The organism is Saccharothrix luteola (assembly GCF_020859565.1).
In the GTDB taxonomy this organism is placed as follows: Bacteria; Actinomycetota; Actinomycetes; order Mycobacteriales; family Pseudonocardiaceae; genus Actinosynnema; species Actinosynnema luteola.
Genome location: NZ_JAJHUO010000025.1, coordinates 80,833 through 105,182, shown reverse-complemented (window position 1 = coordinate 105,182; position 24,350 = coordinate 80,833). Strand labels below are relative to the sequence as shown.

24 protein-coding genes and 1 riboswitch are annotated in these 24,350 nt (G+C 71.7%); of the genes, 10 read left to right on the top strand and 14 right to left on the bottom strand.

The window, feature by feature from the left end; translation table 11 throughout:
• Nucleotides 1-9: 9 nt before the first annotated feature.
• The 4 genes from LNK82_RS31875 to cobN all read right to left on the bottom strand — a co-directional run bounded on the left by LNK82_RS31875 (nt 10) and on the right by cobN (nt 7,329).
• Nucleotides 10-909, bottom strand: a complete 900-nt coding sequence (locus LNK82_RS31875) for a carbohydrate ABC transporter permease (RefSeq protein ID WP_230570601.1) — start codon at nt 907-909, stop codon at nt 10-12.
• Nucleotides 909-1,913, bottom strand: a complete 1,005-nt coding sequence (locus LNK82_RS31870; protein ID WP_230570600.1) for a carbohydrate ABC transporter permease — start codon at nt 1,911-1,913, stop codon at nt 909-911. The genes LNK82_RS31875 and LNK82_RS31870 overlap by 1 nt, the downstream gene beginning before the upstream one ends.
• On the bottom strand, nt 1,913-3,208 hold the full coding sequence (locus LNK82_RS31865; RefSeq protein WP_230570599.1) for an ABC transporter substrate-binding protein: 1,296 nt from the start codon (nt 3,206-3,208) through the stop codon (nt 1,913-1,915). Before LNK82_RS31865 ends, LNK82_RS31870 begins: the two co-directional genes overlap by 1 nt.
• Nucleotides 3,209-3,762: 554 nt before the next feature.
• Nucleotides 3,763-7,329: a cobaltochelatase subunit CobN gene (cobN, locus tag LNK82_RS31860; protein WP_230570598.1), complete on the bottom strand. Its 3,567-nt coding sequence runs from the start codon at nt 7,327-7,329 to the stop codon at nt 3,763-3,765.
• Nucleotides 7,330-7,363: 34 nt separating this feature from the next.
• Nucleotides 7,364-7,493, bottom strand: a riboswitch (cobalamin riboswitch).
• 11 nt (nt 7,494-7,504) lie between these two features.
• Between cobN and LNK82_RS31855 the strand changes: the two genes are divergently transcribed.
• The 3 genes from LNK82_RS31855 to LNK82_RS31845 are packed head-to-tail and all read left to right on the top strand — an operon-like array spanning nt 7,505 to nt 10,592.
• On the top strand, nt 7,505-8,515 hold the full coding sequence (locus tag LNK82_RS31855) for a ferredoxin-like domain-containing protein (RefSeq protein WP_230570597.1): 1,011 nt from the start codon (nt 7,505-7,507) through the stop codon (nt 8,513-8,515).
• Complete coding sequence (locus LNK82_RS31850) at nt 8,512-9,138, top strand: precorrin-8X methylmutase (RefSeq protein ID WP_230570596.1); 627 nt, start codon at nt 8,512-8,514, stop codon at nt 9,136-9,138. The genes LNK82_RS31855 and LNK82_RS31850 overlap by 4 nt, the downstream gene beginning before the upstream one ends.
• On the top strand, nt 9,135-10,592 hold the full coding sequence (locus tag LNK82_RS31845; protein WP_230570595.1) for a precorrin-2 C(20)-methyltransferase: 1,458 nt from the start codon (nt 9,135-9,137) through the stop codon (nt 10,590-10,592). The genes LNK82_RS31850 and LNK82_RS31845 overlap by 4 nt, the downstream gene beginning before the upstream one ends.
• On the opposite strand, the gene LNK82_RS31840 is transcribed toward LNK82_RS31845, so the two are convergent.
• Complete coding sequence (locus LNK82_RS31840) at nt 10,567-11,274, bottom strand: cobalt-precorrin-6A reductase (protein ID WP_230570594.1); 708 nt, start codon at nt 11,272-11,274, stop codon at nt 10,567-10,569. The two genes, LNK82_RS31845 and LNK82_RS31840, sit on opposite strands and share 26 nt — an antisense overlap.
• Before the next feature lie 20 nt (nt 11,275-11,294).
• On the opposite strand from LNK82_RS31840, the gene LNK82_RS31835 reads away from it, so the two are divergent.
• The gene (locus tag LNK82_RS31835; RefSeq protein ID WP_230570593.1) at nt 11,295-12,353 is read left to right on the top strand and encodes a cobalt-precorrin-5B (C(1))-methyltransferase; all 1,059 of its coding nucleotides are present in this window, start codon (nt 11,295-11,297) and stop codon (nt 12,351-12,353) included.
• A gap of 4 nt (nt 12,354-12,357) precedes the next feature.
• Here the strand turns inward: LNK82_RS31835 and LNK82_RS31830 are convergent, their stop codons facing one another.
• Entirely contained in the window at nt 12,358-12,747 is a 390-nt protein-coding gene (locus LNK82_RS31830) for a nuclear transport factor 2 family protein (protein ID WP_230570592.1), read from the bottom strand.
• Nucleotides 12,748-12,845: 98 nt separating this feature from the next.
• Here LNK82_RS31830 and LNK82_RS31825 point away from each other — a divergent pair, with 98 nt between their 5' ends.
• Nucleotides 12,846-13,613 carry a helix-turn-helix domain-containing protein gene (locus tag LNK82_RS31825; RefSeq protein ID WP_230570591.1) on the top strand — a complete coding sequence of 256 codons (768 nt, stop codon included), beginning with the start codon at nt 12,846-12,848 and terminating at the stop codon, nt 13,611-13,613.
• Here the strand turns inward: LNK82_RS31825 and cobM are convergent.
• From cobM to LNK82_RS31810, 3 genes are read right to left on the bottom strand one after another with little or no spacing between them, the layout of a single operon-like run.
• Complete coding sequence (cobM, locus tag LNK82_RS31820) at nt 13,608-14,351, bottom strand: precorrin-4 C(11)-methyltransferase (RefSeq protein WP_230570590.1); 744 nt, start codon at nt 14,349-14,351, stop codon at nt 13,608-13,610. The genes LNK82_RS31825 and cobM overlap by 6 nt on opposite strands.
• A complete protein-coding gene (gene cbiE, locus LNK82_RS31815) occupies nt 14,348-15,496 on the bottom strand; it encodes a precorrin-6y C5,15-methyltransferase (decarboxylating) subunit CbiE (RefSeq protein WP_230570589.1) in 1,149 nt (382 codons plus the stop codon). Before cbiE ends, cobM begins: the two co-directional genes overlap by 4 nt.
• Nucleotides 15,493-15,879: a pyridoxamine 5'-phosphate oxidase family protein gene (locus tag LNK82_RS31810; RefSeq protein WP_230570588.1), complete on the bottom strand. Its 387-nt coding sequence runs from the start codon at nt 15,877-15,879 to the stop codon at nt 15,493-15,495. Before LNK82_RS31810 ends, cbiE begins: the two co-directional genes overlap by 4 nt.
• 184 nt (nt 15,880-16,063) lie before the next feature.
• On the opposite strand from LNK82_RS31810, the gene srmL reads away from it, so the two are divergent.
• The gene (srmL, locus tag LNK82_RS31805) at nt 16,064-17,098 is read left to right on the top strand and encodes a PheS-related mystery ligase SrmL (protein WP_230570587.1); all 1,035 of its coding nucleotides are present in this window, start codon (nt 16,064-16,066) and stop codon (nt 17,096-17,098) included.
• On the opposite strand, the gene LNK82_RS31800 is transcribed toward srmL, so the two are convergent.
• Genes LNK82_RS31800 through LNK82_RS31785 form a run of 4 tightly spaced genes read right to left on the bottom strand, consistent with a single transcriptional unit; the run spans nt 17,074 to nt 21,285 of the window.
• Complete coding sequence (locus LNK82_RS31800; protein ID WP_230570677.1) at nt 17,074-18,795, bottom strand: aminotransferase class V-fold PLP-dependent enzyme; 1,722 nt, start codon at nt 18,793-18,795, stop codon at nt 17,074-17,076. The genes srmL and LNK82_RS31800 overlap by 25 nt on opposite strands.
• 6 nt (nt 18,796-18,801) lie before the next feature.
• Nucleotides 18,802-19,560: an amino acid ABC transporter ATP-binding protein gene (locus LNK82_RS31795; RefSeq protein ID WP_230570586.1), complete on the bottom strand. Its 759-nt coding sequence runs from the start codon at nt 19,558-19,560 to the stop codon at nt 18,802-18,804.
• Complete coding sequence (locus tag LNK82_RS31790; protein ID WP_268997376.1) at nt 19,557-20,393, bottom strand: amino acid ABC transporter permease; 837 nt, start codon at nt 20,391-20,393, stop codon at nt 19,557-19,559. Before LNK82_RS31790 ends, LNK82_RS31795 begins: the two co-directional genes overlap by 4 nt.
• Nucleotides 20,383-21,285 (bottom strand): ABC transporter substrate-binding protein, encoded by a 903-nt coding sequence (locus LNK82_RS31785; RefSeq protein ID WP_372470698.1) that lies wholly within the window; start codon nt 21,283-21,285, stop codon nt 20,383-20,385. Before LNK82_RS31785 ends, LNK82_RS31790 begins: the two co-directional genes overlap by 11 nt.
• A 146-nt stretch (nt 21,286-21,431) precedes the next feature.
• Here LNK82_RS31785 and trxA point away from each other — a divergent pair, with 146 nt between their 5' ends.
• Nucleotides 21,432-21,794: a thioredoxin gene (trxA, locus tag LNK82_RS31780; protein WP_230570585.1), complete on the top strand. Its 363-nt coding sequence runs from the start codon at nt 21,432-21,434 to the stop codon at nt 21,792-21,794.
• Between the two features lie 81 nt (nt 21,795-21,875).
• On the opposite strand, the gene LNK82_RS31775 is transcribed toward trxA, so the two are convergent.
• Nucleotides 21,876-22,802: a YihY/virulence factor BrkB family protein gene (locus LNK82_RS31775; RefSeq protein WP_230570584.1), complete on the bottom strand. Its 927-nt coding sequence runs from the start codon at nt 22,800-22,802 to the stop codon at nt 21,876-21,878.
• An 83-nt stretch (nt 22,803-22,885) separates the two neighbouring features.
• Between LNK82_RS31775 and LNK82_RS31770 the strand changes: the two genes are divergently transcribed.
• The 3 genes from LNK82_RS31770 to LNK82_RS31760 are packed head-to-tail and all read left to right on the top strand — an operon-like array spanning nt 22,886 to nt 24,296.
• Nucleotides 22,886-23,374, top strand: a complete 489-nt coding sequence (locus LNK82_RS31770; protein ID WP_230570583.1) for a phage holin family protein — start codon at nt 22,886-22,888, stop codon at nt 23,372-23,374.
• On the top strand, nt 23,371-24,012 hold the full coding sequence (locus tag LNK82_RS31765; protein WP_230570582.1) for a DUF3618 domain-containing protein: 642 nt from the start codon (nt 23,371-23,373) through the stop codon (nt 24,010-24,012). The genes LNK82_RS31770 and LNK82_RS31765 overlap by 4 nt, the downstream gene beginning before the upstream one ends.
• On the top strand, nt 24,009-24,296 hold the full coding sequence (locus LNK82_RS31760) for a DUF4235 domain-containing protein (RefSeq protein ID WP_372470697.1): 288 nt from the start codon (nt 24,009-24,011) through the stop codon (nt 24,294-24,296). The genes LNK82_RS31765 and LNK82_RS31760 overlap by 4 nt, the downstream gene beginning before the upstream one ends.
• Nucleotides 24,297-24,350 lie beyond the last annotated feature (54 nt).

Sequence of the window (24,350 nt, the reverse complement as noted above, 5' to 3'; positions counted from 1 at the left end):
ACTCCACAGCTACCCCTTCACAGCACCCTGCATGATCCCGGCGACGATCTGCCGACCGAGTACGAGGAAGACGATTAGAATCGGGACCGTGGCCATCGTGGTCCCGGCGAGCACGAGCGTTTTGTCGACGTAGTAGCCGCTCTGCAACTTCTCGAGGGCGACCTGCATCGTCGGGTTGTCCGCGTTGAGCACGATCAGCGGCCAGAGGAAGTCGTTCCACGACATCATGAACGTGAAGATGCCCAGCATGGCGGCGGCCGGGCGCACCGCGGGCAGGCACACGTGCCAGAACGTGCGGATCATGCTGCACCCGTCCATGCGGGCCGCCTCGATCAGCTCGTCGGGCACGGCGTCGGCGATGTACTGGCGCATCCAGAACACGCCGAACGCGGTCACCAGGTTGGGGACGATGACCGCGCCGAGGGTGCCGGACCAGCCGTACTCCGCCATCACCATGTACAGCGGGATGATGCCGAGCTGCGTGGGCACGGCGAGCGTGGCGACCACGAACACCATCAGCGGGCCGCGGCCCTTGAACCGCAGCTTGGCGAACGCGAACCCGGCCAGCGTCGAGAGCACCACCACGGAGATCGTGACCGTGCCGGAGACGATGATGCTGTTGCCCAGCGCCTTCCAGAACGGGATCGTGTCCAGCACGCGGCTCGCGTTCTGGAAAAAGTTCCCGCCCGGCAGCATCGGCGCGTCCTTGGTGAACGTCGCGTCGTCGTGGCTGGCCACCAGGAAGGACCAGTAGAACGGGAACGCCGAGCCCAGGATGAAGGCGATCAGGATTCCGTAGACGACGAAGCTCGGGCGCCGCTCGGAGAGCGACACCGCCTTCGAGCGCTTCCGCTTGACGGGCTTGGACCCGGTCGCGCTCGGCGCCGGGCGATCGGTGATGGTGGCCATCACGCCTCCCCACTGGACGCGAGCCTGCGGGTGAGCAGGAAGTTGATCCCCGCGATCGCGATGATGACGATGAACAGGACCCAGGCCATCGCCGAGGCGTAGCCGAGGTCCTGGCTCTGGAAGCCTGCTTGGTACATGTAGAGCACCACCGTCTGGTACTGGTGGGTGGCGCCGCCGTTGGCGCCCGCGGAGGGCGAGAACAGCAACGGCTCGGTGAAGATCTGCAGACCGCCGATGGTCGACGTGACGATCACGAAGATCAGGGTGGGGCGCAGCATCGGCAGCGTGATGCTGACGAACTGGCGCACCTTGCTCGCGCCGTCGACCCAGGCCGCCTCGTAGACGTCGCGCGGGATGGCCTGCATCGCGGCCAGCACGATCAGGGCGTTGTAGCCGGTCCAGCGCCAGTTCACCATCGTGGCGATGGCCACGTGGCTCCACCAGCGGTCGGCCTGCCAGTCGATCCGGTCGAAGCCGAACAGCTCGATGACGTCGTTGATGCTGCCGTACTGCACGCCGAACAGGTCGCCGAAGATGATGGTCAGGGCGACGAGGCTGGCCACGTAGGGCAGCAGCACGCCCATCCGCCAGCCGGTGCGACCGCGCAGGGCGGTGTTGAGCAGCGCGGCCAGCAGCACCGCGATGATGACCTGCGGGATCGTCGAGATCGCGAAGATGCTGAACGTGTTGACCATCGCGTTCCAGAACTGCGAGTCGGCCAACAGGGTGGTGTAGTTCTCGACGCCGATGAACGGCTGCTCGTCCGCGCCCAGCTCCCACTCGAACAGGGAGATGTAGGCCGTGTAGAGCAGCGGGAACAGGCCCACCACCGCGAACAGGACGAAGAACGGGGCGATGTACAGGTACGGCGAGAACTTCACGTCCAGGCGGGTCAACCGGTAGCGCCAGCTCAGCTTGCCCGGACCGATGTCATCGTTGTCGTCGCGCCGCGGCGGGCGGGGCTCGGCGCCCCGCCCGCGCGCGACCGAAAGCTCGGTCGTCATTACTTGGCAGCCTTCTTGGCTCCCTCGATGACCTTCGCCCACGCCTCGTCAGGCGACGTGCCCTGCTCGACCGACGCGAGCGCCGGGGAGACCACGTTGTCCTGGATCTCGCCGTCCTGCGGGCCCTTGTACTGGGCCGCCGCGACCTTGTTGGCCTGCTCGGCGAACAGCATGCCGACCTTCTCGCCGCCGAAGTACTCGCTGGTCTGGTTGAGCAGCTCCGGGGAGATCAGGGCCTCGGTCTGGCTCGGGAAGGTGCCCTTGGCCTTGAACGCCTTGATCTGCTGCTCCGGCGCGGTCAGCCACGCGGCCAGCTTGGCGGCCTCGGCCTTGTTCTTGCCCTGCTTCGGGACGGTCAGGTACGAGCCGCCCCAGTTGCCGCCGCCGCCGGGGAACGCCGCCGTGACGGCCCACTTGCCCTTGTGGTCGGGACCGGCGTTGCCCTCGATGACACCCAGCATCCAGGACGGGCAGGTCTTGGTGGCGAACGCCGACTCCTTGAAGCCGGTCTGCCACTCCGGGCTCCACGCGGCGAGCTTGGCCGACTGGCCGCGCGCGACGGCGCTGGTGACCTGGTCCCAGATCTTCTTGTCGTTGTTGCCGTTGCCGCCCTCGATCACGAGCTTGTCGTCGCGGTCGAAGTAGCCGGTCTTCTCCTGGTTGTGCATCGGGTTGAAGATCTGCGCGGCCGAGTCGAACCACGGCTTGCCGGTCTTCTGCACGTAGGTGTCACCGGCCTGGAAGTACGAGTCCCAGGTCGCGAACAGGGCCTTCACGCCCTCGGCGTCGGACGGCAGGCCGGCGGCCTCCAGCATGTCCTTGCGGTAGCACATGGCCAGCGGGCCGATGTCGGTGCCGTAGCCGATGAGCTTGCCGTCCTTGGTCGTGACGGCGTCGACCTTCCACTGCAGCCAGCGGTCCTCGCGGACGTCCTTCGGACCGATCTCCTTCAGGTCCTCGAACTGGCCCGACTTGGCCATGACCTGGCTGAGGAAGCCCTCTTCGACGGCCTCGACGTCGGCCAGGCCGGAGCCCGCGCCCAGCTTGGTGAACAGGTTCTGGTGGTGCGGCGCGCCCTGGCCGGTCTTGCGCTGCGTGACCTTGACGTTCGGGTTCGCGGCCTCGTACTCCTTGAGGAGCTCCTCGTAGCCGAACTCGTTGAAGGTCGCGATGGTCAGCTCGACCTTGCCATCTGACGACGTGCCGGACCCTCCCGAGCCACAGGCCGTGGCGACTGCGGCAAGCACTGCGGTGCAGGCCAGGACTTTGGCCAAGCCTGCTCGACGGTAGCGCACGAGAACTCCTCAGTTGATCGGCGGTGAACGTTCTGGGAGCGCTCCCAGGTTTTGGGGGAGTGTGGTTCGCGCCACGGAGTTGTGTCAAGCTCCCGTGTCCGCGCTGTTACCGACGTTGCGTCATTTGCCTTGCTGGACCGATTCTGCTAGCCGTGCGTGCAGTGGTCCGTTCAGGCACTGTTCGTAGACCGGTCGGACACGCTCGGTTCATCTCCGCGCCGAACGGCCCGAAAAGATTCCCGAGTCGCGAACCCGCTCACCCGCCACCAGTCTGCACCGGAAGTGTGCGCGTGTCCGGCAGCGCCACACCGCGAGTCGCGGACAGTCGCGCGCCGAGTCGTCCGGACGGGTAGCGCGAGTCGGCCGACCGGGTGGCGTCACCGGCCGGCCGAGTCACCGCCGGACGGCCCGCGCCGCGTGACGGGACGTCCATTCAGGACCAATGTTTCACCGAAGTGTTTCGTCACGCGCGCGGCGTCCCGGGATATAGGGGTACCCCTCATGATCGACGCGTTTCCGCGACGTTATAGACCGCGAACGGGCGGTGTGACGGCTCAGCCGCCGTCCTCCAGATCGCCCTCGGTTTCGAGGTAGGCCTTTCGCAGCGCTTCCAGCGTCTCCGGCTCCGGGTGCTCCCACATACCCCGTTCGGCCGCCTCCAGGAGCCGTTCGGAGATGCCGTGCAGCGCCCACGGGTTGGACCGGGCCAGGAACTCCCGGTTCACCGGGTCCAGCACGTAGCTCGCCACGAGCTGCTCGTACATCCAGTCCGCGACCACGCCGGTGGTGGCGTCGTAGCCGAACAGGTAGTCGACGGTGGCCGCGAGTTCGAACGCCCCCTTGTACCCGTGCTTGCGCATCGCGGCCAACCACCTCGGGTTGACCACGCGGGCGCGGAAGATCCGGTTCGTCTCCTCGTTCAGCGTTCTGGTGCGCACCGCATCGGGCCGCGTGCTGTCGCCGACATAAGCGGCGGGCGCTTGACCGGTGAGCGCGCGCACGGTCGCGATCATTCCGCCGTGGTATTGGAAGTAGTCGTCGGAATCGGCGATGTCGTGTTCACGCGTGTCGATGTTCTTCGCCGCCACCGCGATGCGCTTGTAGGCGCTCTCCATCGCCGGCCGGGCTTCGACTCCGTCGAGTTCGCGGCCGTAGGCGTAGCCGCCCCACACCGCGTACACCTCGGCCAAGTCGGCGTCGTCGCGCCAGTTGCGGCTGTCGATGAGCGGGAGCAGGCCGGCGCCGTACGCGCCGGGTTTGCTGCCGAAGATCCGCATTGTCGCCCGGCGCGGGTCGTTGTGCTGCGCCAGATCGGCTTGGGCGTGCGCCCGGACGTAGTTGTCCGAGGCCGACTCGTCCAAGTTCGCGACCAGTCGCACGGCGTCGTCGAGCAGTGACACGACGTGGGGGAATGCGTCGCGGAAGAAGCCGCTGATCCGGACCGTGACGTCGATTCGCGGCCGGTTCAACTCGGCGAGCGGGATCACTTCCAGTCCGCTCACCCGGCGCGACTGGTCGTCCCATTCGGGCCGCACGCCGAGCAGGGCCAGCACCTCGGCGATGTCGTCACCCGCCGTGCGCATCGCGCTCGTGCCCCAGACCGACAGGCCGACCGACGGTGGCCACTCCCCCGTCTCGGCGCGGTAGCGCTCCAGCAGCGAGTCGGCCATGGCCTGGCCGGTCTCCCAGGCCAGGCGGGACGGCACCGCCTTGGGGTCGACCGAGTAGAAGTTGCGGCCGGTGGGCAGCACGTTCACCAGGCCGCGCAGCGGCGAGCCGCTCGGACCGGCGGGCACGTAGCCGCCGTCCAGGGCGTGCAGCACGTTCGTCAGCTCGTCCGTGGTGCGGGCCAGCCGGGGCACGACCTCCAGCGCGGCGAACTCCAGGATCCGCGCCACGTCCTCCCGGTCGGTGAGCGTCCGGGCGGCGTTCACGTCCCAATTGGCGTCTTCCATCGCTTGGACGAGCGCGCGGGCCTGTGCCTCGACCCGGTCGGTGGCGGTCCGGTCGTCGCCGGACTCGGTCAGGCCCAGCGCCTCGCGCAGGCCGGGCAGCGCGGCGACCTGGCCGGCCCACATCTGCTTGGCCTGCAGGATCGACAGCACCAGGTTCACCCTGGTCTCGCCGGTGGGCGCCTGCCCGAGCACGTGCAGGCCGTCGCGGATCTGGACGTCCTTGACCTCGCAAAGCCAGCCGTCGACGTGCAGGATCAGCTCGTCGAACCCGTCGTCGTGCGGCCGATCGGACAGGCCCAGGTCGTGGTCGAGCTTGGCGGCCTGGATGAGGGTCCAGATCTGGGCCCGGATCGCCGGCAGCTTCGCCGGGTCCATCGCGGCGATGGTGCCGTGCTCGTCGAGCAGCTGCTCCAGCCGGGCGATGTCGCCGTAGCTGTCGGCCCGGGCCATGGGCGGCACGAGGTGGTCGACCAGGGTGGCGTGCGCCCGGCGTTTCGCCTGGGTGCCCTCGCCCGGGTCGTTGACCAGGAACGGGTAGATCAGCGGCAGGTCGCCCAGCGCCGCGTCGGGGCCGCAGCCGGCCGACATGCCGACGGTCTTGCCGGGCAGCCACTCCAGGTTGCCGTGCTTGCCCACGTGCACCACGGCGTCCGCGCCGAACTCGTCCTCCAGCCAGCGGTAGGCGGCGAGGTAGTGGTGGCTCGGCGGCAGGTCCGGGTCGTGGTAGATGGCGATGGGGTTCTCGCCGAAGCCGCGCGGCGGCTGGACCATGACCACGACGTTGCCGGAGCGCAGGGCGGCCAGCACGATCTCGCCGTCGGGGTCCTTCGACCGGTCGACGAACAGCTCGCCGGGCGCCTCGCCCCAGTGCCGCTCCATCCCGTGGCGCGTGTCCTCGGGCAGGGTGGCGTACCACTGCCGGTAGCGGGCCGCGGGCAGCCGGACGGGGTTGCCCTGGAGCTGCTCCTCGGTGAGCCAGTTCGCGTCCTGGCCGCCGGCGGCGATGAGGGCGTGGATCAACGCGTCGCCGTCGAGGTCGGCCACGCCGGGCAGCTCGTCGCCGATGTCGTAGCCGTGCTCCGCCATGGCGGTGAGCAGCCGCACGACGCTGGCCGGCGTGTCGAGGCCGACCGCGTTGCCGATGCGGGAGTGCTTGGTCGGGTAGGCCGACAGCATCACCGCGATGCGCCGTTCGGCCGGCGGGACGTGCCGCAGCCGGCCGTGGCGCACGGCGATGCCCGCGACCCGCGCCGCGCGTTCCTCGTCGGCGACGTAGACCGTGAGGCCGTCCTCGTCGACCTCCTTGAACGAGAACGGCACCGTGATGATCCGGCCGTCGAACTCCGGGATCGCGACCTGGGTGGCGGTGTCCAAAGGGGACAGCCCGTCGTCGTTCTCGTCCCAGGCGGCACGGCTGCTGGTCAAGCACAGGGCCTGGAGGATCGGCACGTCGAGGGCGGCCAGGGCGCCCACGTCCCACGCGTCGTCGTCACCGCCGGCGGACGCGGAGGCGGGCTTGGTGCCGCCGGCCGCGAGCACGGTCACCACCAGGGCGTCGGCCGTGCCGAGCACGGCCAGCAGCTCCTGCTCCGCCGTGCGGAGGGAGGCGCAGTAGACCGGCAGCGGACGGCCGCCCTTGGCCACGATCGCGTCGCACAGCGCGTGCACGAACGCCGTGTTCCCGGCCACGTGGTGGGCCCGGTAGTACAGCACGGCGATGGTCGGGCCCTCGCCCGCGTCCTGCCGTTCGAGCAGGCCCCAGGTGGGCGTCGGCGCGGGCGGCGCGAAGCCGTGGCCGGTGAGCAGCACCGTGTCGGACAGGAAGTGGTGCAGCTGCGCGAGGTTCGCCGCGCCGCCGTGCGCCAGGTAGGCGTGCGCCTCGGCGCAGACGCCGCCGGGCACGGTCGACAGCTCCATCAGCGGCGCGTCGGGGTTCTGCTCACCGCCCAGCACGACGACCGGCAGGCCCGAGGCGAGCAGCCAGTCCAGCCCTTCCTCCCACATCCGGCGTCCGCCGAGGATGCGCACGACCACCAGGTCGACGCCCTCCACCAGCGCCGGGAGGTCGTCCACGGCGGTGCGGGCGGGGTTGGCCAGGCGGTAGTCGGCGCCACTCGCGCGGGCGGACAGCAGGTCGGTGTCGGAGGTCGACAACAGCAGGATCACGTGCGGGCTCCATCCCTCGGGGGTCCTCGCCCCGGTCGTAGGGGACGGCGAGCGGAGTTCCTGACTCCCGGGGACTCCCCCGGTCACAGTGGCGGGACCGCGCCGGATTCACACCGGCTTCCTCCTGCTGCTTCGCCGTTCGGAGGTCACCCTAACGGCAGTTAGCATCCAGTCCATGCCCGCGGATCGAACTCACCCGGACGCCTGCCCCGGCGCCATCGACGTGCACCAGGCCGCCGACGGCGGGTTGGCGCGCGTGCGGGTGCCCGGCGGGACGCTGAACGCCGTGCAGGTCGACGCGCTCCGGTCCGCCGCGATCGAGCTGGGCGACGGGTTCCTCGAACTGACCTCGCGAGCGAACGTGCAGATCAGGGGCCTGGCGCCGGGTGCGGAGCACGAGCTGGGCGCACGGGTGGCCGAGGTCGGCCTGCTGCCCTCGATGACGCACGAGCGGATGCGGAACATCGTCGCCGCGCCGCTGGAGGACAACCAGGCGCTGGTCGACGCGATCGACGCGGCGTTGTGCGGCGTGCCCGAGCTGGCGTCCCTGCCAGGGCGATTCCTGGTCACGGTGGGTGGCGCGGTGAGCGGCCTGTCGGGTGACGTCGGGCTCGTCGGTGACGCGTTGTTCCTGGCAGGCCACGATTCAGGGCTGCGCGTGGCCGATCCGGTCGCGGCGGTGGTGACCGCCGCACGGCTGTTCGGCGAGCTCCGCGGCGACGCGTGGCGGCTGTCCGAAGTGGACGGCGGTGTGCGGAAGATCACGGCGGCGTTGGGCGTTCCGGGTGACGCCCGGATCGAGCAGGGTGTGACGCCCGTCGCACCGGGGACGCGCGGTTCCGTCGTCGTGGCGGGCGTGCCGTTCGGGCGATGGGACGCGCGGCTCCTGGCCGGCGTGCCGGTCCGGCTCACGCCGTGGCGCAGCGTGGTGCTGCCGGCCGGGAGCGATACCAGCGGCCTGTTCACCTCGCCGGACTCCCCGTGGCACGGCGTCAGCGCGTGCACCGGGCGACCGGGCTGCGCCAAGTCGCTGGCCGACGTGCGCGCCGACGCGACCCGCTGGCTCGACACCCGGACCACATCGGGCCGGGTGCACTGGTCGGGCTGCGCACGCCGGTGCGGCAGGCCGGCCGGCGACGTGGTGGAGTTCGTCGCGACCGGCGACGGGTACGAGGAGATCAAGTGACCAGCTACGTCAAGGACGGCGCGGAGATCTACCGCCGCTCCTTCGCCACCATCCGCGCCGAGGCGGACCTCGCGCGGTTCCCGTCGGACGTGTCCCGGGTGGTGGTGCGCATGATCCACGCCTGCGGGATGGTCGACCTGGTCGCGGACGTCGACTTCTCAGCCGACGTCGTGCGTGACGCGCGGGCGGCGCTGGTGGCCGGCGCGCCGATCCTCTGCGACGCGCAGATGGTCGCGGCGGGCGTGACGCGGCGACGGCTGCCCGCGGACAACGAGGTCGTCTGCACGTTGGGCGACCCGCGCGTGCCGGAGTTGGCGGCCGAGCTGAGCACCACCCGCAGCGCGGCGGCGTTGGAGCTGTGGCGCGACCGGCTGGCCGGCGCGGTGGTCGCCATCGGCAACGCGCCGACCGCGTTGTTCCACCTGCTGGACATGATCGCGGCGGGGGCGCCCCGGCCCGCCGCCGTGCTGGGCGTGCCGGTCGGGTTCATCGGCGCGGCGGAGTCGAAGGACGCGTTGGCGGACAACGGTCTGGGCTTGGAGTACCTGGTCGTGCGCGGTCGGCGGGGCGGCAGCGCCATGACCGCGGCGGCGCTCAACGCGATCGCGAGCGAGGAAGAATGACGGGCAAGCTGTACGGGGTCGGTGTCGGTCCGGGCGACCCGGAGCTGGTGACCGTCAAGGCGGCGCGGCTGATCGGCGAGGCGGACGTGGTCGTCTTCCACAGCGCCCGGCACGGGCGGAGCGTGGCGCGCAGGATCGCCGCGCCCTACCTGCGGGACGGGCAGGTCGAGGAGCAGCTGGTCTACCCCGTCACGACCGAGGACTCCGACGACTACCAGGGCGAGATCGACGCGTTCTACGAGGAGTGCGCGGCACGGTTGGCCGCGCACCTGGACGCCGGGCGCACGGTGGTGGTGCTGGCGGCCGGCGACCCGTTCTTCTACGGCTCCTACATGCACCTGCACAAGCGGCTGGCGCACCGGTACGAGGCCGAGGTCGTGCCCGGCGTGACGTCGGTGAGCGCGGGCGCGGCGGTGATCGGCCGGCCGCTGGTGGAGCGGGACGAGGTGCTGACCGTGCTGCCGGGGACGTTGTCGGCGGACGCGCTGGTGGAGCACCTGGCCGGCGGCGACCCGGTGGCGATCATGAAGCTGGGGCGGACGTTCCCGCAGGTGCGGGAGGCGTTGGCACGCGCGGGGCGGTTGGCCGAGGCCTGGTACGTGGAGCGGGCGACGACCGGCGCGCAGCGGACCGCGCCGCTGTCCGAAGTGGACGCCGACGGCGTGCCGTACTTCTCGTTGGCGTTGCTGCCGAGCAAGCCCGCGGCTCGTCCGGAATCCGAGGGCCGGGTGGTGGTGGTCGGGCTCGGCCCGGCCGGGCCCGAGTGGTTGACGCCGGAGGCGCGGCGGGCGTTGGCGGAGGCCGACGACCTGGTCGGGTACGTGACCTACCTGAACCGGGTGCCGGTGAACCCGCGGCAGCGGAGGCACGCGTCGGACAACAAGGTGGAGGCCGAGCGGGCGGCGTTCGCGCTGGACCTGGCCAAGCGCGGGCGGCGGGTCGCGGTGGTGTCGTCGGGCGACCCGGGGGTGTTCGCGATGGCCAGCGCGGTGCTGGAGGTGGCGACGGACGAGCAGTTCGCGGACGTGCCGGTGACGGTGCTGCCGGGGTTGACCGCGGCGCACGCGGTGGCGAGCCGGGTCGGCGCGCCGCTGGGGCACGACTACTGCGTGGTGTCGTTGTCCGACCGGCTCAAGCCGTGGGACGTGATCGAGGAGCGGCTGGAGGCGGCGGCGAAGGCCGACCTCGTGCTGGCGATCTACAACCCGGCCTCGCGCAGCCGCACGTGGCAGGTGGACAAGGCGCGCGACCTACTGCTGCGGCACCGCTCCCCCGACACGCCGGTGGTCGTCGGGCGTGACGTCGGCGGACCGGAGGAATCCGTGCGGGTGGTGCGGTTGGCGGACCTGGACGCGTCCACCGTGGACATGCGGTGCCTGCTGCTGGTCGGGTCCTCGCAGACGCGGGTCAGCGCCCGTGGCACGGTCTTCACGCCGCGCCGCTACCCCGGGTGAGCCAGTCGACGGCCTCGGCCACCGTCTCCACCAGCGGCGCCCGTGGTGGCGGTGGCCGGCGCACGACGACGACGGGGATGCCGAGGTGACGGGCCGCGGTCAACTTGGCCGCCGTCATCGGGCCGCCGCTGTCCTTGGTCACCAGGACTTCGATCCGGTGTTCGCGCAGGAGCCGGCTTTCACCGTCCACTGTGTACGGGCCACGGTCCAGGACGACGTGCAGGCGCGGGTTCGGCGGGTCGGGCGGGTCGACGGTGCGCGCCACACCGCTGGTGAACGCGGCCAGCTCCCGGCGGCCGGTGGTGATGAACGCCCGGCGGCCGGCGACGAGCGCGGCGGCTTCGGCGACGCCGTCCACGTACACCCAGTCGTCCTCGGGCGGCCAGCCGGGGCGGCGCAGCACGAGGAACGGCGTGCCGGTCGCGGCGGTGGCGGCGAGGGCGTTGGCGGTGATGCGGTCGGCGAACGGGTGGGTGGCGTCCACGACGGCGTCCACGCGTTCGGCCCCCAGGTAGGCCACGAGCCCTTCCACGCCGCCGAAGCCGCCGATCCGGACCTCGCCGTCGGGCAGCTTGGGGTCGGCCACCCGGCCGGCCAGCGACGAGATCACGCGGACGTCGGTGAGCTGCCGGGCCAGGTCACGGGCCTCGCCCGTGCCACCCAGCACCAGCACGGTCTTCACGGCTGTTGCATCCTTTTGTCGTGAGCACGAACCTGCGCTTCGGCTGGACCACCGGCGCCTGCGCCACCGCCGCGACCACGGCGGCGTACACGGCGTTGCTCACCGGCGAGTTCCCCGACCCGGTCGGGATCGTGCTGCCGAAGGGCCAGACGCCGTCGTTCGCGCTGGCCCGCGAGGAGTTGGGCGACGACCGGGCGTTCGCCGCGATCGTGAAGGACGCGGGAGACGACCCGGACGTCACGCACCTCGCGCTGGTCGGGTCCACCGTCCGGCACGGCGCGCCGGGCAGCGGCGTGGTGTTCGAGGCCGGGCCCGGTGTGGGCACGGTGACGAAGCCCGGCCTGCCGCTGGCGGTCGGCGAGCCGGCGATCAACCCCGTGCCGCGGCAGCTGATGCGCGAGCACGTCGCGCGCGTGGCCTCCGCGCACGGCGGCAGCGGCGACGTGGTCGTGTCGATCTCGGTCGAGCACGGCGAGGAGTTGGCGCGCAAGACGTGGAACCCCCGGCTGGGGATCCTGGGCGGGCTCTCGATCCTGGGCACGACGGGGATCGTGGTGCCGTACTCCTGCTCGGCGTGGATCGACAGCATCCGGCGCGGCATCGACGTGGCGCGGGCGCAGGGGTACGAGCACGTGGCCGGGTGCACCGGGAGCACGTCGGAGAAGGTCGCGGCGGCGCTGCACGGGCTGCCGGAGGACGCCTTGCTCGACATGGGCGACTTCGCCGGCGCGGTGTTGAAGTACCTGCGCCGTCACCCCGTGCCCCGGCTGACCGTCGCGGGCGGGATCGGGAAGCTGTCCAAGCTCGCGGACGGGCACCTGGACCTGCACTCGGGCCGTTCGCAGGTGAACCTGGGCTTCCTGGCGTCCCTCGTGGACGACCCGGCGCTGGCCGCGGCCGTCACCGAGGCCAACACCGCGCTCGGCGCGTTGCAGGTGTGCCAGGCGGCGGGGGTGCCGCTGGGCGACCTGGTGGCGGAACGCGCCAAGGCGACGGCGGACGACGTGCTGCGCGGCGCCCCGGTCACCGTGGACGTGATCGTGATCGACCGCGCGGGCACGGTCGTCGGCCGCGCCTGACGCCTCAGAACATCCCGTGGGGCAGCTCGGCGTCGTCCGGCACCGGCTGGACCACGTCCCAGTGCTCGGTGATGAGGCCGTCGGCGATCCGCCAGATGTCGACCACGGCCGCGCCACGTGCGCCCTCCTCCTCGACCAAGTGGTAGTGCACCACGACGTGCTCATCATCGGCGATGACGCGCTTGAGCTCCAGCCGCGCCCTGGCCACCGGGGACTCCTTGATGAACTCCACGAACGCGTCGCGACCGGACGGGTTGCCGGGGCTGTGCTCGACGAAGTCCTCCCGCAGCACGGTGCGCAGCACGTCGTGGTCGCCGGCGGCGAACCGCGCGAACGCGGTGAGGAACAGGGCCTTGTTGGCTTCGGCGGGGCTCTGGGCGGTGATGTCGGTCATGGCCCCACCGTGGCAGCGGGTGATCACCCCGTCGATTACCCGGCGGGTAATGGCGGTCCCGACGGGCCGGGACGTACCGTGGCGACGAGGTGGAACGCATGTCCCAGACCGGCACGGTCGGTGAGCTGCTCCGCGCGTGGCGGCGACGGCGACGGGTGAGCCAGCTCGAGCTCTCCGTCCAGTCGGGCGTGTCGAGCCGGCACATCAGCTTCGTGGAGACCGGCCGCACGGCGCCGAGCCGTCGCATGGTGCTGCACCTGGCCGAGCACCTCGCCGTGCCGCTGCGCGAGCGCAACCACCTGCTCGTGGCGGCCGGGTACGCGCCCGTCTACCGGGAGCGGGCGCTGGACGCGCCGGACATGGCCGCCGCCCGTGACGCCGTCCGCCAGGTCCTCGACGGGCACGAGCCGTACCCGGCCCTGGTCGTCGACCGCCGCTGGAACCTCGTCGCCACGAACTCCGCGGCCGACGTCTTCCTCGACGGCGTCGACCCGGAGCTGCTGGAACCACCGGTCAACATGATGCGCCTCGGGTTGCACCCGAACGGGTTCGCGCCCAGGGTCGTCAACCTGCCGGAGGTGCGCGCGCGGCTGATGGCCCGCCTCGCGCGCCAGGCGGGCGACCCGCAGCTGGCCGCGCTCCACGAGGAGCTGCTGTCCTACGGCCCGCCGGGCGACTACCCGCCGCCCGGCGCGCACGACATCGCCCTGCCCATCCGCATCCGCCACCGCGGGCACGTGCTGAGCTTCATCAACACGGTCGCCACCTTCGGCACCGCCGTCGACATCACCCTCGAGGAGATCGCGATCGAGTCGTACTTCCCGGCGGACCGGGCCACCGCGGAGGCGCTGGGCGCCCGGTCATGAACGGCTGCGGGCGGTCGAGTAGAGGTGGCTGTCCGGGAAGCCCTCGGCGGTGAGGACCTTGCCGACGACGATGACGGCCGTGCGCTTCACCCCGGCGGCGCGCACCTGCTCGGCGATGTCGGCGAGCGTGCCGCGCAGCACCAGTTCGTCCTCCCGGCTGGCGCGCGCGACCACGGCGACCGGGCACCCGGGGCCGTAGTTCGGCAGCAGCTCGGCCACCACCTCCTCGATCCGCTGCACGGCCAGGTGCAGCACGAGCGTCGCCCCGGACCGGCCGAGCGTCGCCAGGTCCTCACCCGGTGGCATGGGCGTGGCGCGGGCCGACGTGCGGGTCAGGACCACGGTCTGGCCGACGCCCGGGACGGTCAGCTCGCGGTTCAGCGACGCGGCGGCGGCGGCGAAGGCGGGCACGCCCGGCGTCACGTCGTACGGGATGCCCAGGGCGTCCAGGCGGCGCATCTGCTCGGCCATCGCGCTGAACACCGACGGGTCACCGGAGTGCAGGCGGGCCACGTCCCGGCCGGCGGCGTGCGCGGCGGCGAGCTCGGTGGTGATCTGGTCCAGGTCCAGGTTCGCGGTGTCCACCAGGCGGACGTCCGGCGGGCAGTGCCCGAGGACCTCGACCGGGACCAGCGCCCCCGCGTAGAGGCAGACCGGCGACTCGGCGATGAGCCGCGCCGCCCGCAGGGTCAGCAGGTCGGCCGCGCCGGGCCCGGCGCCGATGAAGTGGACGGTCACGCGTTCTCCTTGGTCACGATCCAGGTCGTCACGGGCAGCTGCGGTCGCCAGCCGGTGAAACCGCCGATCGCGGTCGCCCGGCTCACCTCCAGCCGGGTCAGGTCGCCGCCCAGCCGGCCGCGCCAGCGCGTCAGCACGGCCTCCGACTCGAGCGTGACGGCGTTGGCCACCAGCCGCCCGCCCGGTTTCACCGCGTCCCAGCAGCGCTCGACCACGCCTTCTGCGGTCAGGCCGCCGCCGATGAACACGGCGTCCGGCGCCTCAAGGTCGAGCGCCCCCGGCGACGTGCCGACGACGACCTCGATCCCCGGCACGCCCGATCTCGTCGCGTTGCGGGTGATGCGCGCGGCGCGCTCGGGGTGCTGCTCGACCGCGATGGCCCGGCAGCTCGGGTGGGTCCGGCACCACTCGACGGCGATGCTGCCCGCACCCGCACCCACGTCCCACAGCAGCTCGCCGGGGCGGGGCGCGAGCAGCGCCAACGTCACCGCGCGCACCTCGCGCTTGGTCAACTGCCCGTCGTGCTCGTACTCCTCGTCCGGCCGACCCGGCGTCGACGACGTGCCGTCCGCGCCGCACTCGATCGCGAGCACGTGCAGCGGGTCGGCGTCGTCGAGCGCGTGGTGCACCCGCTCCCCCGGCCCGCCCAGCTGCTCCAGCACGGTCAGCCGCGCGTGCGGTGCCAAGGCGGCGACCTCGCGCGGGTTCGCGCCGAGCACGAGCACGCGCCGTCCCGGGTGCAGGTGCGGTACGACGAGCGCGGCGGGCTTGCCGACCAGGCTCACCACCTCCACGTCGTGCAACGCCCACCCCAGGCGGGCGCACGCCAGCGACACCGACGACGGGTGCGGCAGGACCCGGACCCGGTCGGCGCCCAGCAGCCGCACCAGCGTGGCGCCGATGCCGTGGAACATCGGGTCGCCGCTGGCCAGCACGCCGACCCGCCGCCCGGCGTGGCGGGCCAGCAAGCCGGGCAGCGCGGGCGCCAGCGGCGACGGCCACGGCACCCGGTCGAACTCCCCCGGCACCAGGTCGAGCTGCCGGGCGCTGCCCATCAGCACCTCGCACGACGCGAGCTCGTGCCGCGACGCGTCCGGCAGGCCGGCCCAGCCGTCGGCGCCGATGCCGATGACCGTGACGCTCACACCGTCCCCAGCACGCGGGTGACGGCGATCTCGATCACCACGCGCCGCGGGTTGGGCCGGGGCGTGCGGTAGCGGTCGGCGTACCGCCGCTCGGCGTCCTCGACCACCTCCGGCTCGCGGCGGACGACCGCGCGCCCCTCCAGGGTCGACCACCGACGTCCGTCCACTTGGCACACGGCCGCGGGAGCGCCGCCGGCCGCCAGGATCTGCCGCGCCTTGTGCGAATCACCCGAGGTGATCACCCTGGCGGTGGCCGTGTCCACGTCCAGCGTGACGCCGACCGGCACGACGTGCGGCGTCCCGTCGGGGCGGATCGTGGTCAGCGTGCACAGGTGACGCTCGGTCCAGAACGCGCGGAAGTCCTCGCCCTTGCTCGACAACATGCGTGCATCATGCGGCACGCACCGGTTATCGTGGAAAACGTGACGCGCCGATTTAGCCGCCCCCGGCCGGGAGACCCGGTCGCCGGGGCCTGCGGCGTGCGCTAGTCCACGCGGTCCCGGCGGCGGACCGGCTCGGGGGATCCCCCTCCAGCCGATGTCCACCCCGTCGAAGGGACCACCCGCGATGCCTCGCGACCTCAGCGACCCCGCTTACGGGCCGCACGCCATGCAACTGCTGGTCGACGACGTCCTCGCCGCCTTGCCAGGGGAGCCGCGCGTGCTGCGCGACCACCCCGAGGTGTCGGTCGACGACAACTACACCGCGTTGGGCTACCCGCCCGACGCCATCACCCGCGACGCCCGTTACACGCGCTACACCAGCGGGAACCGCATGCTGCGCAGCCACACGACGGCGATGGTGCCGCCCGCCTTGCGGCTGCTCGGCACGCAGGACGACTGGGACGACGTGCTGCTGGCGTGCGTCGGGATGGTGCACCGCCGCGACGCGGTCGACCGGGTGCACTCGGGCACGCCGCACCAGCTCGACCTGTGGCGGATCTCCCACCACCGGGCCGACCTGGACGAGCTGATCGACGCCGTGATCACCACCGCCGTGCCCGGCCTGCGGTACCGGACGACGCCCGCGACCCACCCGTACACCACGGCGGGACGGCAGGTGGACGTGCTGGTGGACGGCGAGTGGCTGGAGGTCGCCGAGTGCGGCCTCGCGGCCAGGCACGTCCTGCGCCGCGCGTGGCTGCCGGACGACGTGCACGGCTTGGCGCTGGGCGTCGGCCTCGACCGGCTGCTGATGCTGCGCAAGGGCATCCCGGACATCCGCCTGCTGTCCTCGGACGACCCGCGCGTGGCCGCCCAGATGCTGGACCTCACGCCGTACCGGCCGGTGTCCAAGCACCCGCCGGTCACGCGGGACATCTCCGTCGCGGTCGGCGCGGACGCCGACGGCGAGACGATCGGCGACGTCGTGCGCGCGGCCGTCGGCGACCTGGTGGAGGAGGTCACGGTGGTCAGCGAGACCCCGGTGTCCGCCCTGCCGCCGGTGGCCGCGGCGCGGCTGGGCGCCCGACCGGACCAGAAGAACGTGCTGCTGCGCCTGGTCCTGCGCCACCCGACCCGGACCCTGACCGACGACGACGCCAACGCCGCCCGTGACGCCGCCGTGCACGAGGGGAGTCAGCCCCTGACCTCGTTGAGGTAGTTGTAGATCGTGTACCTGGTCACGCCCAGCACACCGGCCAGGTAGTCGATCGAATCGCGGATCAGGAACAGGCCCGCCTCGTCCAGCACCCGCACCACCTGGGACTTGTGCGACTTCTTCATCAGCTCCACGGGCACGCCGACGGCGGTCACGGCGCGTTCGACCAGGAGGCGTTGGAGGGTGTCGACGTCGCCGGGGAAGGCCTCCACCGCGGGCGCCCCCGACACCGCCGTCTCCGGGCGTCGGTTCGGACCCGGGTCGCTGTTCACGCACAGGCAGCCGACCGCCACGCCGTCGGCGTCGCGCAGGAACACGGTGGACGAGTGGATCACCCGCCCGTCCGGCGCGTAGGTCTCGTAGCCCGCCAGGTCCTGCGTCGTGCCACGGCGGACCAGGCCGAGCAGCAGGTCGGTCATCGGGCCGCCGACCTTGCGGCCGGTGAGGTCGCCCGCGATGGCGATGATCGAGTTGGGCAGGGCGCCGAGGTCGTGCAGCACGACCTCGGTGCCCGGCCCCAACGCGGTGGCCAGGCTGTTCACCGTCGGGATCAGCGCGGTGAGCACCTCGGACGTCACCGCCGGAGCGGGTGCCGGCACCTCGACGACGACCGGCTTGCGGATCTCCTTCAACGCGGTGGCGAAGCGGGCGACGGTGTCTGCGGTCGTGGAGGCGTGCGGCGACAGGCGGACGTGCTCCGGCCGCACGGTCGCGGCCACGCCCGCGTCCGCCAGCGCCGCGCCGATCACCGACGGCGCGTGCTCGGGCAGCGTGAACGCGAGGATGCCCGCACGGCGGTCCAGCGCGGACACGACCTCGCCGCCGGCCGCGCGGATCACCTCGGCCAGTTCGTCGGATCGTTCAACAACCCGAGCCTGGATGGCCTCGACCCCGGCCACCTCGACCAGCTCCAACGCCGCCGCCAGCGCACCCGAGGCGATCGGGCTCAGGTTGGTGATCGACCACCCCGCCGCCCCCTCGCCGACGGGGTGGATGCCGTTGTCGAACAACCCGGGGTCCTCGGCGCCGGTCCAGCCCGACAGCACGGGGTCCAGCCTGCTCAGCGCCCGGTCGGACAGCGTCATGAACCCCGTCGACCAGCCCGCCCGCAGCCACTTCTGCCCGCCGACCACCAGCACGTCGGCCACTTCCCACGGCTCGTCGACCACCCCGAAGCCCTGGATGCCGTCCACGACCAGCAGCCGGTCGCCGACCACCTCGCGCAACGCCGCCAGGTCGGCCCGGTAGCCGGTGCGGAAGTCCACCGCGCTCACCGACACCGCGGTCGTGCGAGGCGTCAACGCCGCCCGCACCACGTCGGCCGTCACCGGGCCGGGCGGCAGCCACGACACGTCGACGGACGGCGATCGCGCCCACGGGTAGGTGTTCGCCGGGAACTCCCCCGACGACACCAGCACCTCGCCGGTCACCCCCAGCGCCGCCTGGAACAGGCCGGTGCTCGTGTTCGGCAGCAACGTCACGTGGTCGGTGTCGCCGCGGCACAGCCGGGCCACCGCCGCCTTCGCGCGCAGCTCCTGCCGCATCAGGTCGTCCACCGTGGACGGCCCGGCCGACACCGACGCCTCCACCAGCCGCGTGGAGGCGTCCACCACGGCGAACGACGGCGGCCCGAAGCGGGCGAAGTCCAGGTACCCCTCCGGCTCGTGGAACTGGACGAGGTAGGACGACGGGATGCGCATGACCACCTAGAGCACCTTCGCGAGGAACTGCTGCGTGCGTTGCTGTCGCGGATTGTCCAGCACCTGACCCGGCGGCCCGGTCTCGACCACCGCGCCGTCCACGAGGAACACCACCTCGTCGGCCACCTGCCGGGCGAACCCGATCTCGTGCGTGACCACGATCATGGTCATGCCGTCGCGGGCGAGGTCCGCCATCACGTCCAGCACCTCGCCGACCAGCTCCGGGTCCAGCGCGGAGGTCGGCTCGTCGAACAGCATGAGCTTGGGCCGCATGGCCAGCGCCCGCGCGATCGCCACCCGTTGCTGCTGGCCGCCGGACAGCTGGTGCGGGTAGGAGTCGGCCTTGTCCGCCAGCCCCACCCGGTCCAGCAACGCCCTCGCCTCGGCCACCGCCGCCTTGCGGGGCGTCCGCAGCACGTGCACCGGGCCTTCGGCGACGTTCTCCACCGCCGTGCGGTGCGGGAACAGGTTGAACCGCTGGAACACCATGCCGACACCGCGCCGCTGCCGCGCCACCTCCCGCTCGCGCAGCTCGAGCAGCTTCCCGCCGCGCGAGGCGAACCCGACCGGCCGGCCGTCCACCCAGATCCGACCGGCGTCGATCGTCTCCAGGTGGTTCACGCAGCGCAGGAACGTCGACTTGCCCGCGCCCGACGGCCCGAGCAGGCACACCACCTGGCCCGCGTCCACGGACAGGTCGATGCCGCGCAACACCTCGGTGTGACCGAACGACTTCCGCACGCCCACCGCCCGCACGAGGCTCACCGGGCCACCCCCTTGCCGTAGTAGCGCTCCAGGAAGTGCTGCCCGACGCTCGCCACGCTGACCACGACCATGTACCACGCGGCGGCGGCCAGCAGCGTCTCCATGATCTGGAGGTTGCGCGAGGCGATGTTGTTCGCGGCGTGGATCAGCTCCAGGAACCCGATGACCGACGCCATGGACGTGCCCTTGAGCATGTTGATGAAGTTGTTGCCGGTCGGCGGGATGATCACCCGCATGGCCTGTGGCAGCACGACCCGCCGCAACGTGGTCGCGGGCGTCATGCCGATCGCCTTGGCCGCCTCGACCTGACCGTGGTCCACGCTGTTCAGCCCGGCCCGCACGATCTCCGCCATGTAGGCGCTCTCGTTGAGCCCGAGCCCGAGCAGCGCGGCCACGAACGCGGTCACCAGGACGTTGGTCTTCTCCTCGAACAGCCCGGGGATGGAGATGTTCTCGAACACCAGCGCCAGGTTGAACCACAGCAGGATCTGCAACAGCACCGGCAGGCCGCGGAACAGCCACACGTACCCGGCGGCGAACCAGCGGGCGACCGGGTTGGCCGACCGGCGCAGCAGCGCGATCAGCACGCCGAGCACGATCGCGCCCGCCTGCGCGGCCAGCGCCAGCACGACCGTGTTGACCAGGCCGCGCAGCATGATGTCGTGGGTGAAGAACCCCGGCACGGCGGCGTAGTCGATCTTCGCGTCGGCCAGCGCCCAGCCGAGCGCGCCGAGCAGCGCCAGGATCACCGCGCCGACGACCCACCGCCCCCAGTGCCGCAGGGGGACGACGACCAGGTCGTCCACGTCGTCCACGTCGTCCTTAACGGCCATTGACGGTCGCCTTCGTGACAGCGCCCTGCTCGACGTCCCAGGCTTCGAGGATCTTGCCGTAGGTGCCGTCGTCGATGAGCGCTTGCAGTGCCTTCTGCAGCGCTGCGGTCAGTTCCGGGGTGTCCTTGTTGACACCGATGCCGTACGGGCCGCCGTTGATCGGGGCCAGGTCCACGACCTCGAAGAACTCGCCGTCACCGGCGGTTTTGGCCACGTACACGGCGGTGGGCAGGTCGTTGAGGATGGCGGCGACGCGGCCGGTGCGCAGCTGGTTCTGGTTCTGGGTGTCGCTGTCGGTGGCCGTCACCCCGATGGGTTCACCGGACAGGCACTGGAACTCCTTGGCGTAGGTCTCCTGGCTGGAGCCGAGGTTGACCGCGACGGACTTGCCGCACAGGTCGTCGGGGCTCTTGACGCCCGCCGGGTTGCCCTTCTGCACCATGATCGTGATGCCGGAGGTGAAGTAGTCGACGAAGTCGATCGCCTGCTGCCGTTCCGGGGTGTCGTTCATCGCGGCCATGGTCACGTCGATCCGGCCCGCCTGCAGGCTCGTGATGAGCGAGCCGAACGCCATGTCCTGGTGCTCGACGGTCAGCCCGAGCTTGGCGCCGAGCGCCTTGGCCAGGTCGACCTCCGAGCCGACCGGGGTCTTGCCGTCGGCGGCGTAGAAGTTGTTCGGCGGGTTCTGGATGTTCGAGCCGACGCGCAGCTTGCCCGCTTGGGCGATGGCGGCCGGCAGGGTCGCGGCCAGGGCGTCGTCCTTGGTGACGGCCTCCACGATCGCCGAGGACGACGGCAGGTCGTCGCCGGACCCGACCGGCGGGTCCTCGGCGGGTGAACCGCACGCCACCAGCGCGAACAGGGACAGGGCGAGGGCTGCGGTCCTGCGCACGGGGCACCTCCTGCATTCGGGTGAACCGAAAGCTACAACGTTCTGTTGAAGGCGTCCACTGCTTGTTGAAGGGAATTGTCGGCGAGTGACCATCGTTGATCCGGGTACAAGGGGGTCGACCCCCGCGTCCACAGCAAGGAGGACCTATGGCCACCGTGGAGCTGACCGCGGAGAACTTCGACGAGGTTGTCGGCGGCTCCGAGATGGTCCTGGTCGATTTCTGGGCGGGCTGGTGCGGGCCGTGCGTCCAGTTCGCCCCGACCTACGAGAAGTCCGCCAAGAAGCACACCGACATCGTGTTCGGCAAGGTCGACACCGAGGCGCAGCAGCAGCTCGCCGCGGCGTTCCAGATCCGGTCGATCCCGACCTTGATGATCGTGCGCGACGGCGTCGTGCTGTACGCGCAGCCGGGCGCCCTGCCCGAGGCGGCACTCGAAGACCTCATCGAGCAGGCGCGCAAGGTCGACATGGAAGAAGTGCGCAAGCAGGTCAGCGAGCAGCAGGCCTGACCTCCGCCGGGCCGGGTTCCCCCCTGACCTCCACCGGTCAGGGTTTCCACCTGACCTCCGCCGGGTCGGGTCGGCGGCAGCTCAGTCCATCGCAGCCGTGTCGCGGGGCGGGGCCACCGGGTCCCGCCCCGCGGGCTGTCCGGCCTCCATCCGCCTGCCCCGCTCCAGCTCCGCGTCCAGCTCGGCGCCGAGCAGCAGGGCCAGGTTCGAGATCCACAGCCAGACCAGGAAGATGATCACACCGGCCAGCGAGCCGTAGGTCTTGTTGTAGGAACCGAAGTTCGCCACGTAGAACGCGAAGCCGAGCGATGCCGCGACCCACACCACCACGGTCAGCAGGCCGCCGGGCGTGATCCACAGGAAGCTGGGCTGCCGCACGTTCGGCGAGGCCCAGAACAGCAGGCCGATGGCCAGGCTCGCGAGCACGAACAGCACCGGCCACTTCGCGACGTCCCACACCGTGACGAACGTCGAGCCGAGCCCGAGCACCTCGCCCAGCCACTCGGCCACGCCTCCGGTCAGCGTCACGCCGAGCGCGGTGAGCGCCAGCAGCACGACCACGCCGATGGTCAGGCCCAGCCGCAGCGGGATGACCTTCCAGAACGGCCTGCCCTCCTCGACGTCGTAGATCGAGTTCGACGCGCGCATGAACGCGCCCACGTAGCCCGAGGCCGACCAGAGCGCCGTCACCAGGCCGACGATCGCCAGCAGGCCGCTGGCCTGTGACTTCTGCAGGTTCTCGATCGCGCCCGCGATGGTGTCCTTGGCCTCGCCGGGTCCCAGCGCGTCCAGGCTGTCCACAATGGACTGGGTTGCGTCCGGCCCGAGCAGCCCCAGCAGCGCGGTCAGCAGCAGCAGACCGGGGAACAGCGACAGCACCGCGTAATAGGTGAGGGCGGCGGCCCAGTCGGTGAGGTTGTCTTCGTTGAACTCCTTGACCGTCCTCTTCAGCACGGCCCACCACGAGCGCCTCGACAGCTGGGTGGGCGCCTCCGGTGCGTGCGCCATGGGCGACGGGTTTCCCCCGAACACCGTGCGTACACCCACGCGTTTTCGGGTAGTCGGAGGGCGAGTGGAGAGAGGAGACGGCCATGAGTCACGTCGCCGCCACCCGCGCGGCTGACACGGGCACCGATCGGGTTACGGACCGCGTCACCGCGGGCGCGACCCCGAGCGCCCCCACGCGCGTCACCGAGCGGGAACCGTCCACCGCGGAACTGGTGAACAGGCTGTCCGAGCAGGTGAGCAGGCTGGCCAGGGACGAGATCCGGTTGGCCGTGTCCGAGATGCGCACGAAGGCCAAGCGCGTCGGCACGGGGGCCGGGCTGCTCGGCGGCGCGGGCGTGCTGGCCTGGTTCGGCCTGATGACGGTGCTCGCGGGGCTGGTGCTGCTGCTGGCGACCGTCATGCCGGCGTGGATCGCGGCGTTCGTCGTCGCGGTGGCCGTGCTCGTCGTCGCGGGCGTGCTCGCGCTGATCGGCCGCAAGCAGCTCGAACGCGGCACCCCGCCGGTGCCGGAAGAGGCCATAGCGGGTGTCAAGCAGGACATCGCCACCGTGAGCGAGAGGGCACACCGATGAGCGGCAAGAACGGCCCCACCGACCCGGACGAGTTGCGCGCCGACGTCGAGAAGACCCGGCGGGAGCTCGGGGACACCGTGGAAGCGCTCGTGCACAAGACCGACGTGCCCGGACGGGTGAAGGACAAGGCGCATGAAGGAGTGGAACAGGTGAAGGAGACCGCTACGCGGGCCAACGCGGCGGTGTCGGCGGCGGCGGGCAAGGCCACCGCCAAGGTGAGCCACGCGACCGACAAGGCGGGCGAGCAGGTCGGCAAGGCGGGCGCGGCGGCCGGCGCGGCCGGTGCGGCCGTCGGCGAGAAGGCCGCCGTGATCGGCGAGAAGGCGGGCGCCGTGGCGTCCCAGGTCAGCCACAAGGCCGGCGAGGTGGCGGAGCAGGTCGGCCACAAGGCGAGCGAGGTGGCCGGGCAGGTGAGCCACAAGGCGAGCGAGGTGGCCGATCAGGTCAGCCTCAAGGCCGGTGTGGTCGCGGAGCAGGTCGGCACGAAGGCCGCGCAGGCGGTCGAGTCGCTGCCGCCGCCCGTGCAGCAGCGCGTCGAGCAGGGCGTGCAGCAGGCTCGTCGGCACCCGGCGGCGGTCGCGGCAGGGGTCGCGGCGGTCGTGCTGGTGCTGTGGAAGCTCCTGCGGAGGGGGCGGTGAACGTGAACAAGCTCCTGTACCGGCCCCTCGGCATGCTGTTCGGCGTGCTCGGTGGTCTGGCCGCCAGCGCGTTGTTCGGCCAGGTGTGGAAGCTGATCACCGGCACCAAGGAGGCGCCGACCCCGACCCAGAAGGACCGGAGTTGGGGCGAGGTGCTCCTGGCGGCGTCCATCCAGGGTGCGATCTTCGGCCTGGTGAAGGCCGCGATCGACCGGGGCGGGGCGACCGGCTACGACCGGCTCACCGGCGAATGGCCCGGTGACACGAACAAGTACGACGACTGACCCTCCCCAGAGGTCCTCTCGTCTTGAGAGGACCTCGTCCCGGAGGACCCTCTC

What these genes read in the sequence shown, in the direction of transcription:
- LNK82_RS31770 (WP_230570583.1), top strand. Translation starts at nt 22,886, where the DNA reads ATGAGTCACGTCGCCGCCACCCGCGCGGCTGACACGGGCACCGATCGG.
- LNK82_RS31765 (WP_230570582.1), top strand. Translation starts at nt 23,371, where the DNA reads ATGAGCGGCAAGAACGGCCCCACCGACCCGGACGAGTTGCGCGCCGAC.
- LNK82_RS31790 (WP_268997376.1), bottom strand. Translation starts at nt 20,393, where the DNA reads ATGGCCGTTAAGGACGACGTGGACGACGTGGACGACCTGGTCGTCGTC.
- LNK82_RS31800 (WP_230570677.1), bottom strand. Translation starts at nt 18,795, where the DNA reads ATGCGCATCCCGTCGTCCTACCTCGTCCAGTTCCACGAGCCGGAGGGG.
- LNK82_RS31845 (WP_230570595.1), top strand. Translation starts at nt 9,135, where the DNA reads ATGACGGGCAAGCTGTACGGGGTCGGTGTCGGTCCGGGCGACCCGGAG.
- trxA (WP_230570585.1), top strand. Translation starts at nt 21,432, where the DNA reads ATGGCCACCGTGGAGCTGACCGCGGAGAACTTCGACGAGGTTGTCGGC.
- LNK82_RS31875 (WP_230570601.1), bottom strand. Translation starts at nt 909, where the DNA reads ATGGCCACCATCACCGATCGCCCGGCGCCGAGCGCGACCGGGTCCAAG.
- srmL (WP_230570587.1), top strand. Translation starts at nt 16,064, where the DNA reads ATGCCTCGCGACCTCAGCGACCCCGCTTACGGGCCGCACGCCATGCAA.
- LNK82_RS31830 (WP_230570592.1), bottom strand. Translation starts at nt 12,747, where the DNA reads ATGACCGACATCACCGCCCAGAGCCCCGCCGAAGCCAACAAGGCCCTG.
- LNK82_RS31855 (WP_230570597.1), top strand. Translation starts at nt 7,505, where the DNA reads ATGCCCGCGGATCGAACTCACCCGGACGCCTGCCCCGGCGCCATCGAC.
- LNK82_RS31825 (WP_230570591.1), top strand. Translation starts at nt 12,846, where the DNA reads ATGTCCCAGACCGGCACGGTCGGTGAGCTGCTCCGCGCGTGGCGGCGA.
- LNK82_RS31775 (WP_230570584.1), bottom strand. Translation starts at nt 22,802, where the DNA reads ATGGCGCACGCACCGGAGGCGCCCACCCAGCTGTCGAGGCGCTCGTGG.
- LNK82_RS31870 (WP_230570600.1), bottom strand. Translation starts at nt 1,913, where the DNA reads ATGACGACCGAGCTTTCGGTCGCGCGCGGGCGGGGCGCCGAGCCCCGC.
- LNK82_RS31810 (WP_230570588.1), bottom strand. Translation starts at nt 15,879, where the DNA reads ATGTTGTCGAGCAAGGGCGAGGACTTCCGCGCGTTCTGGACCGAGCGT.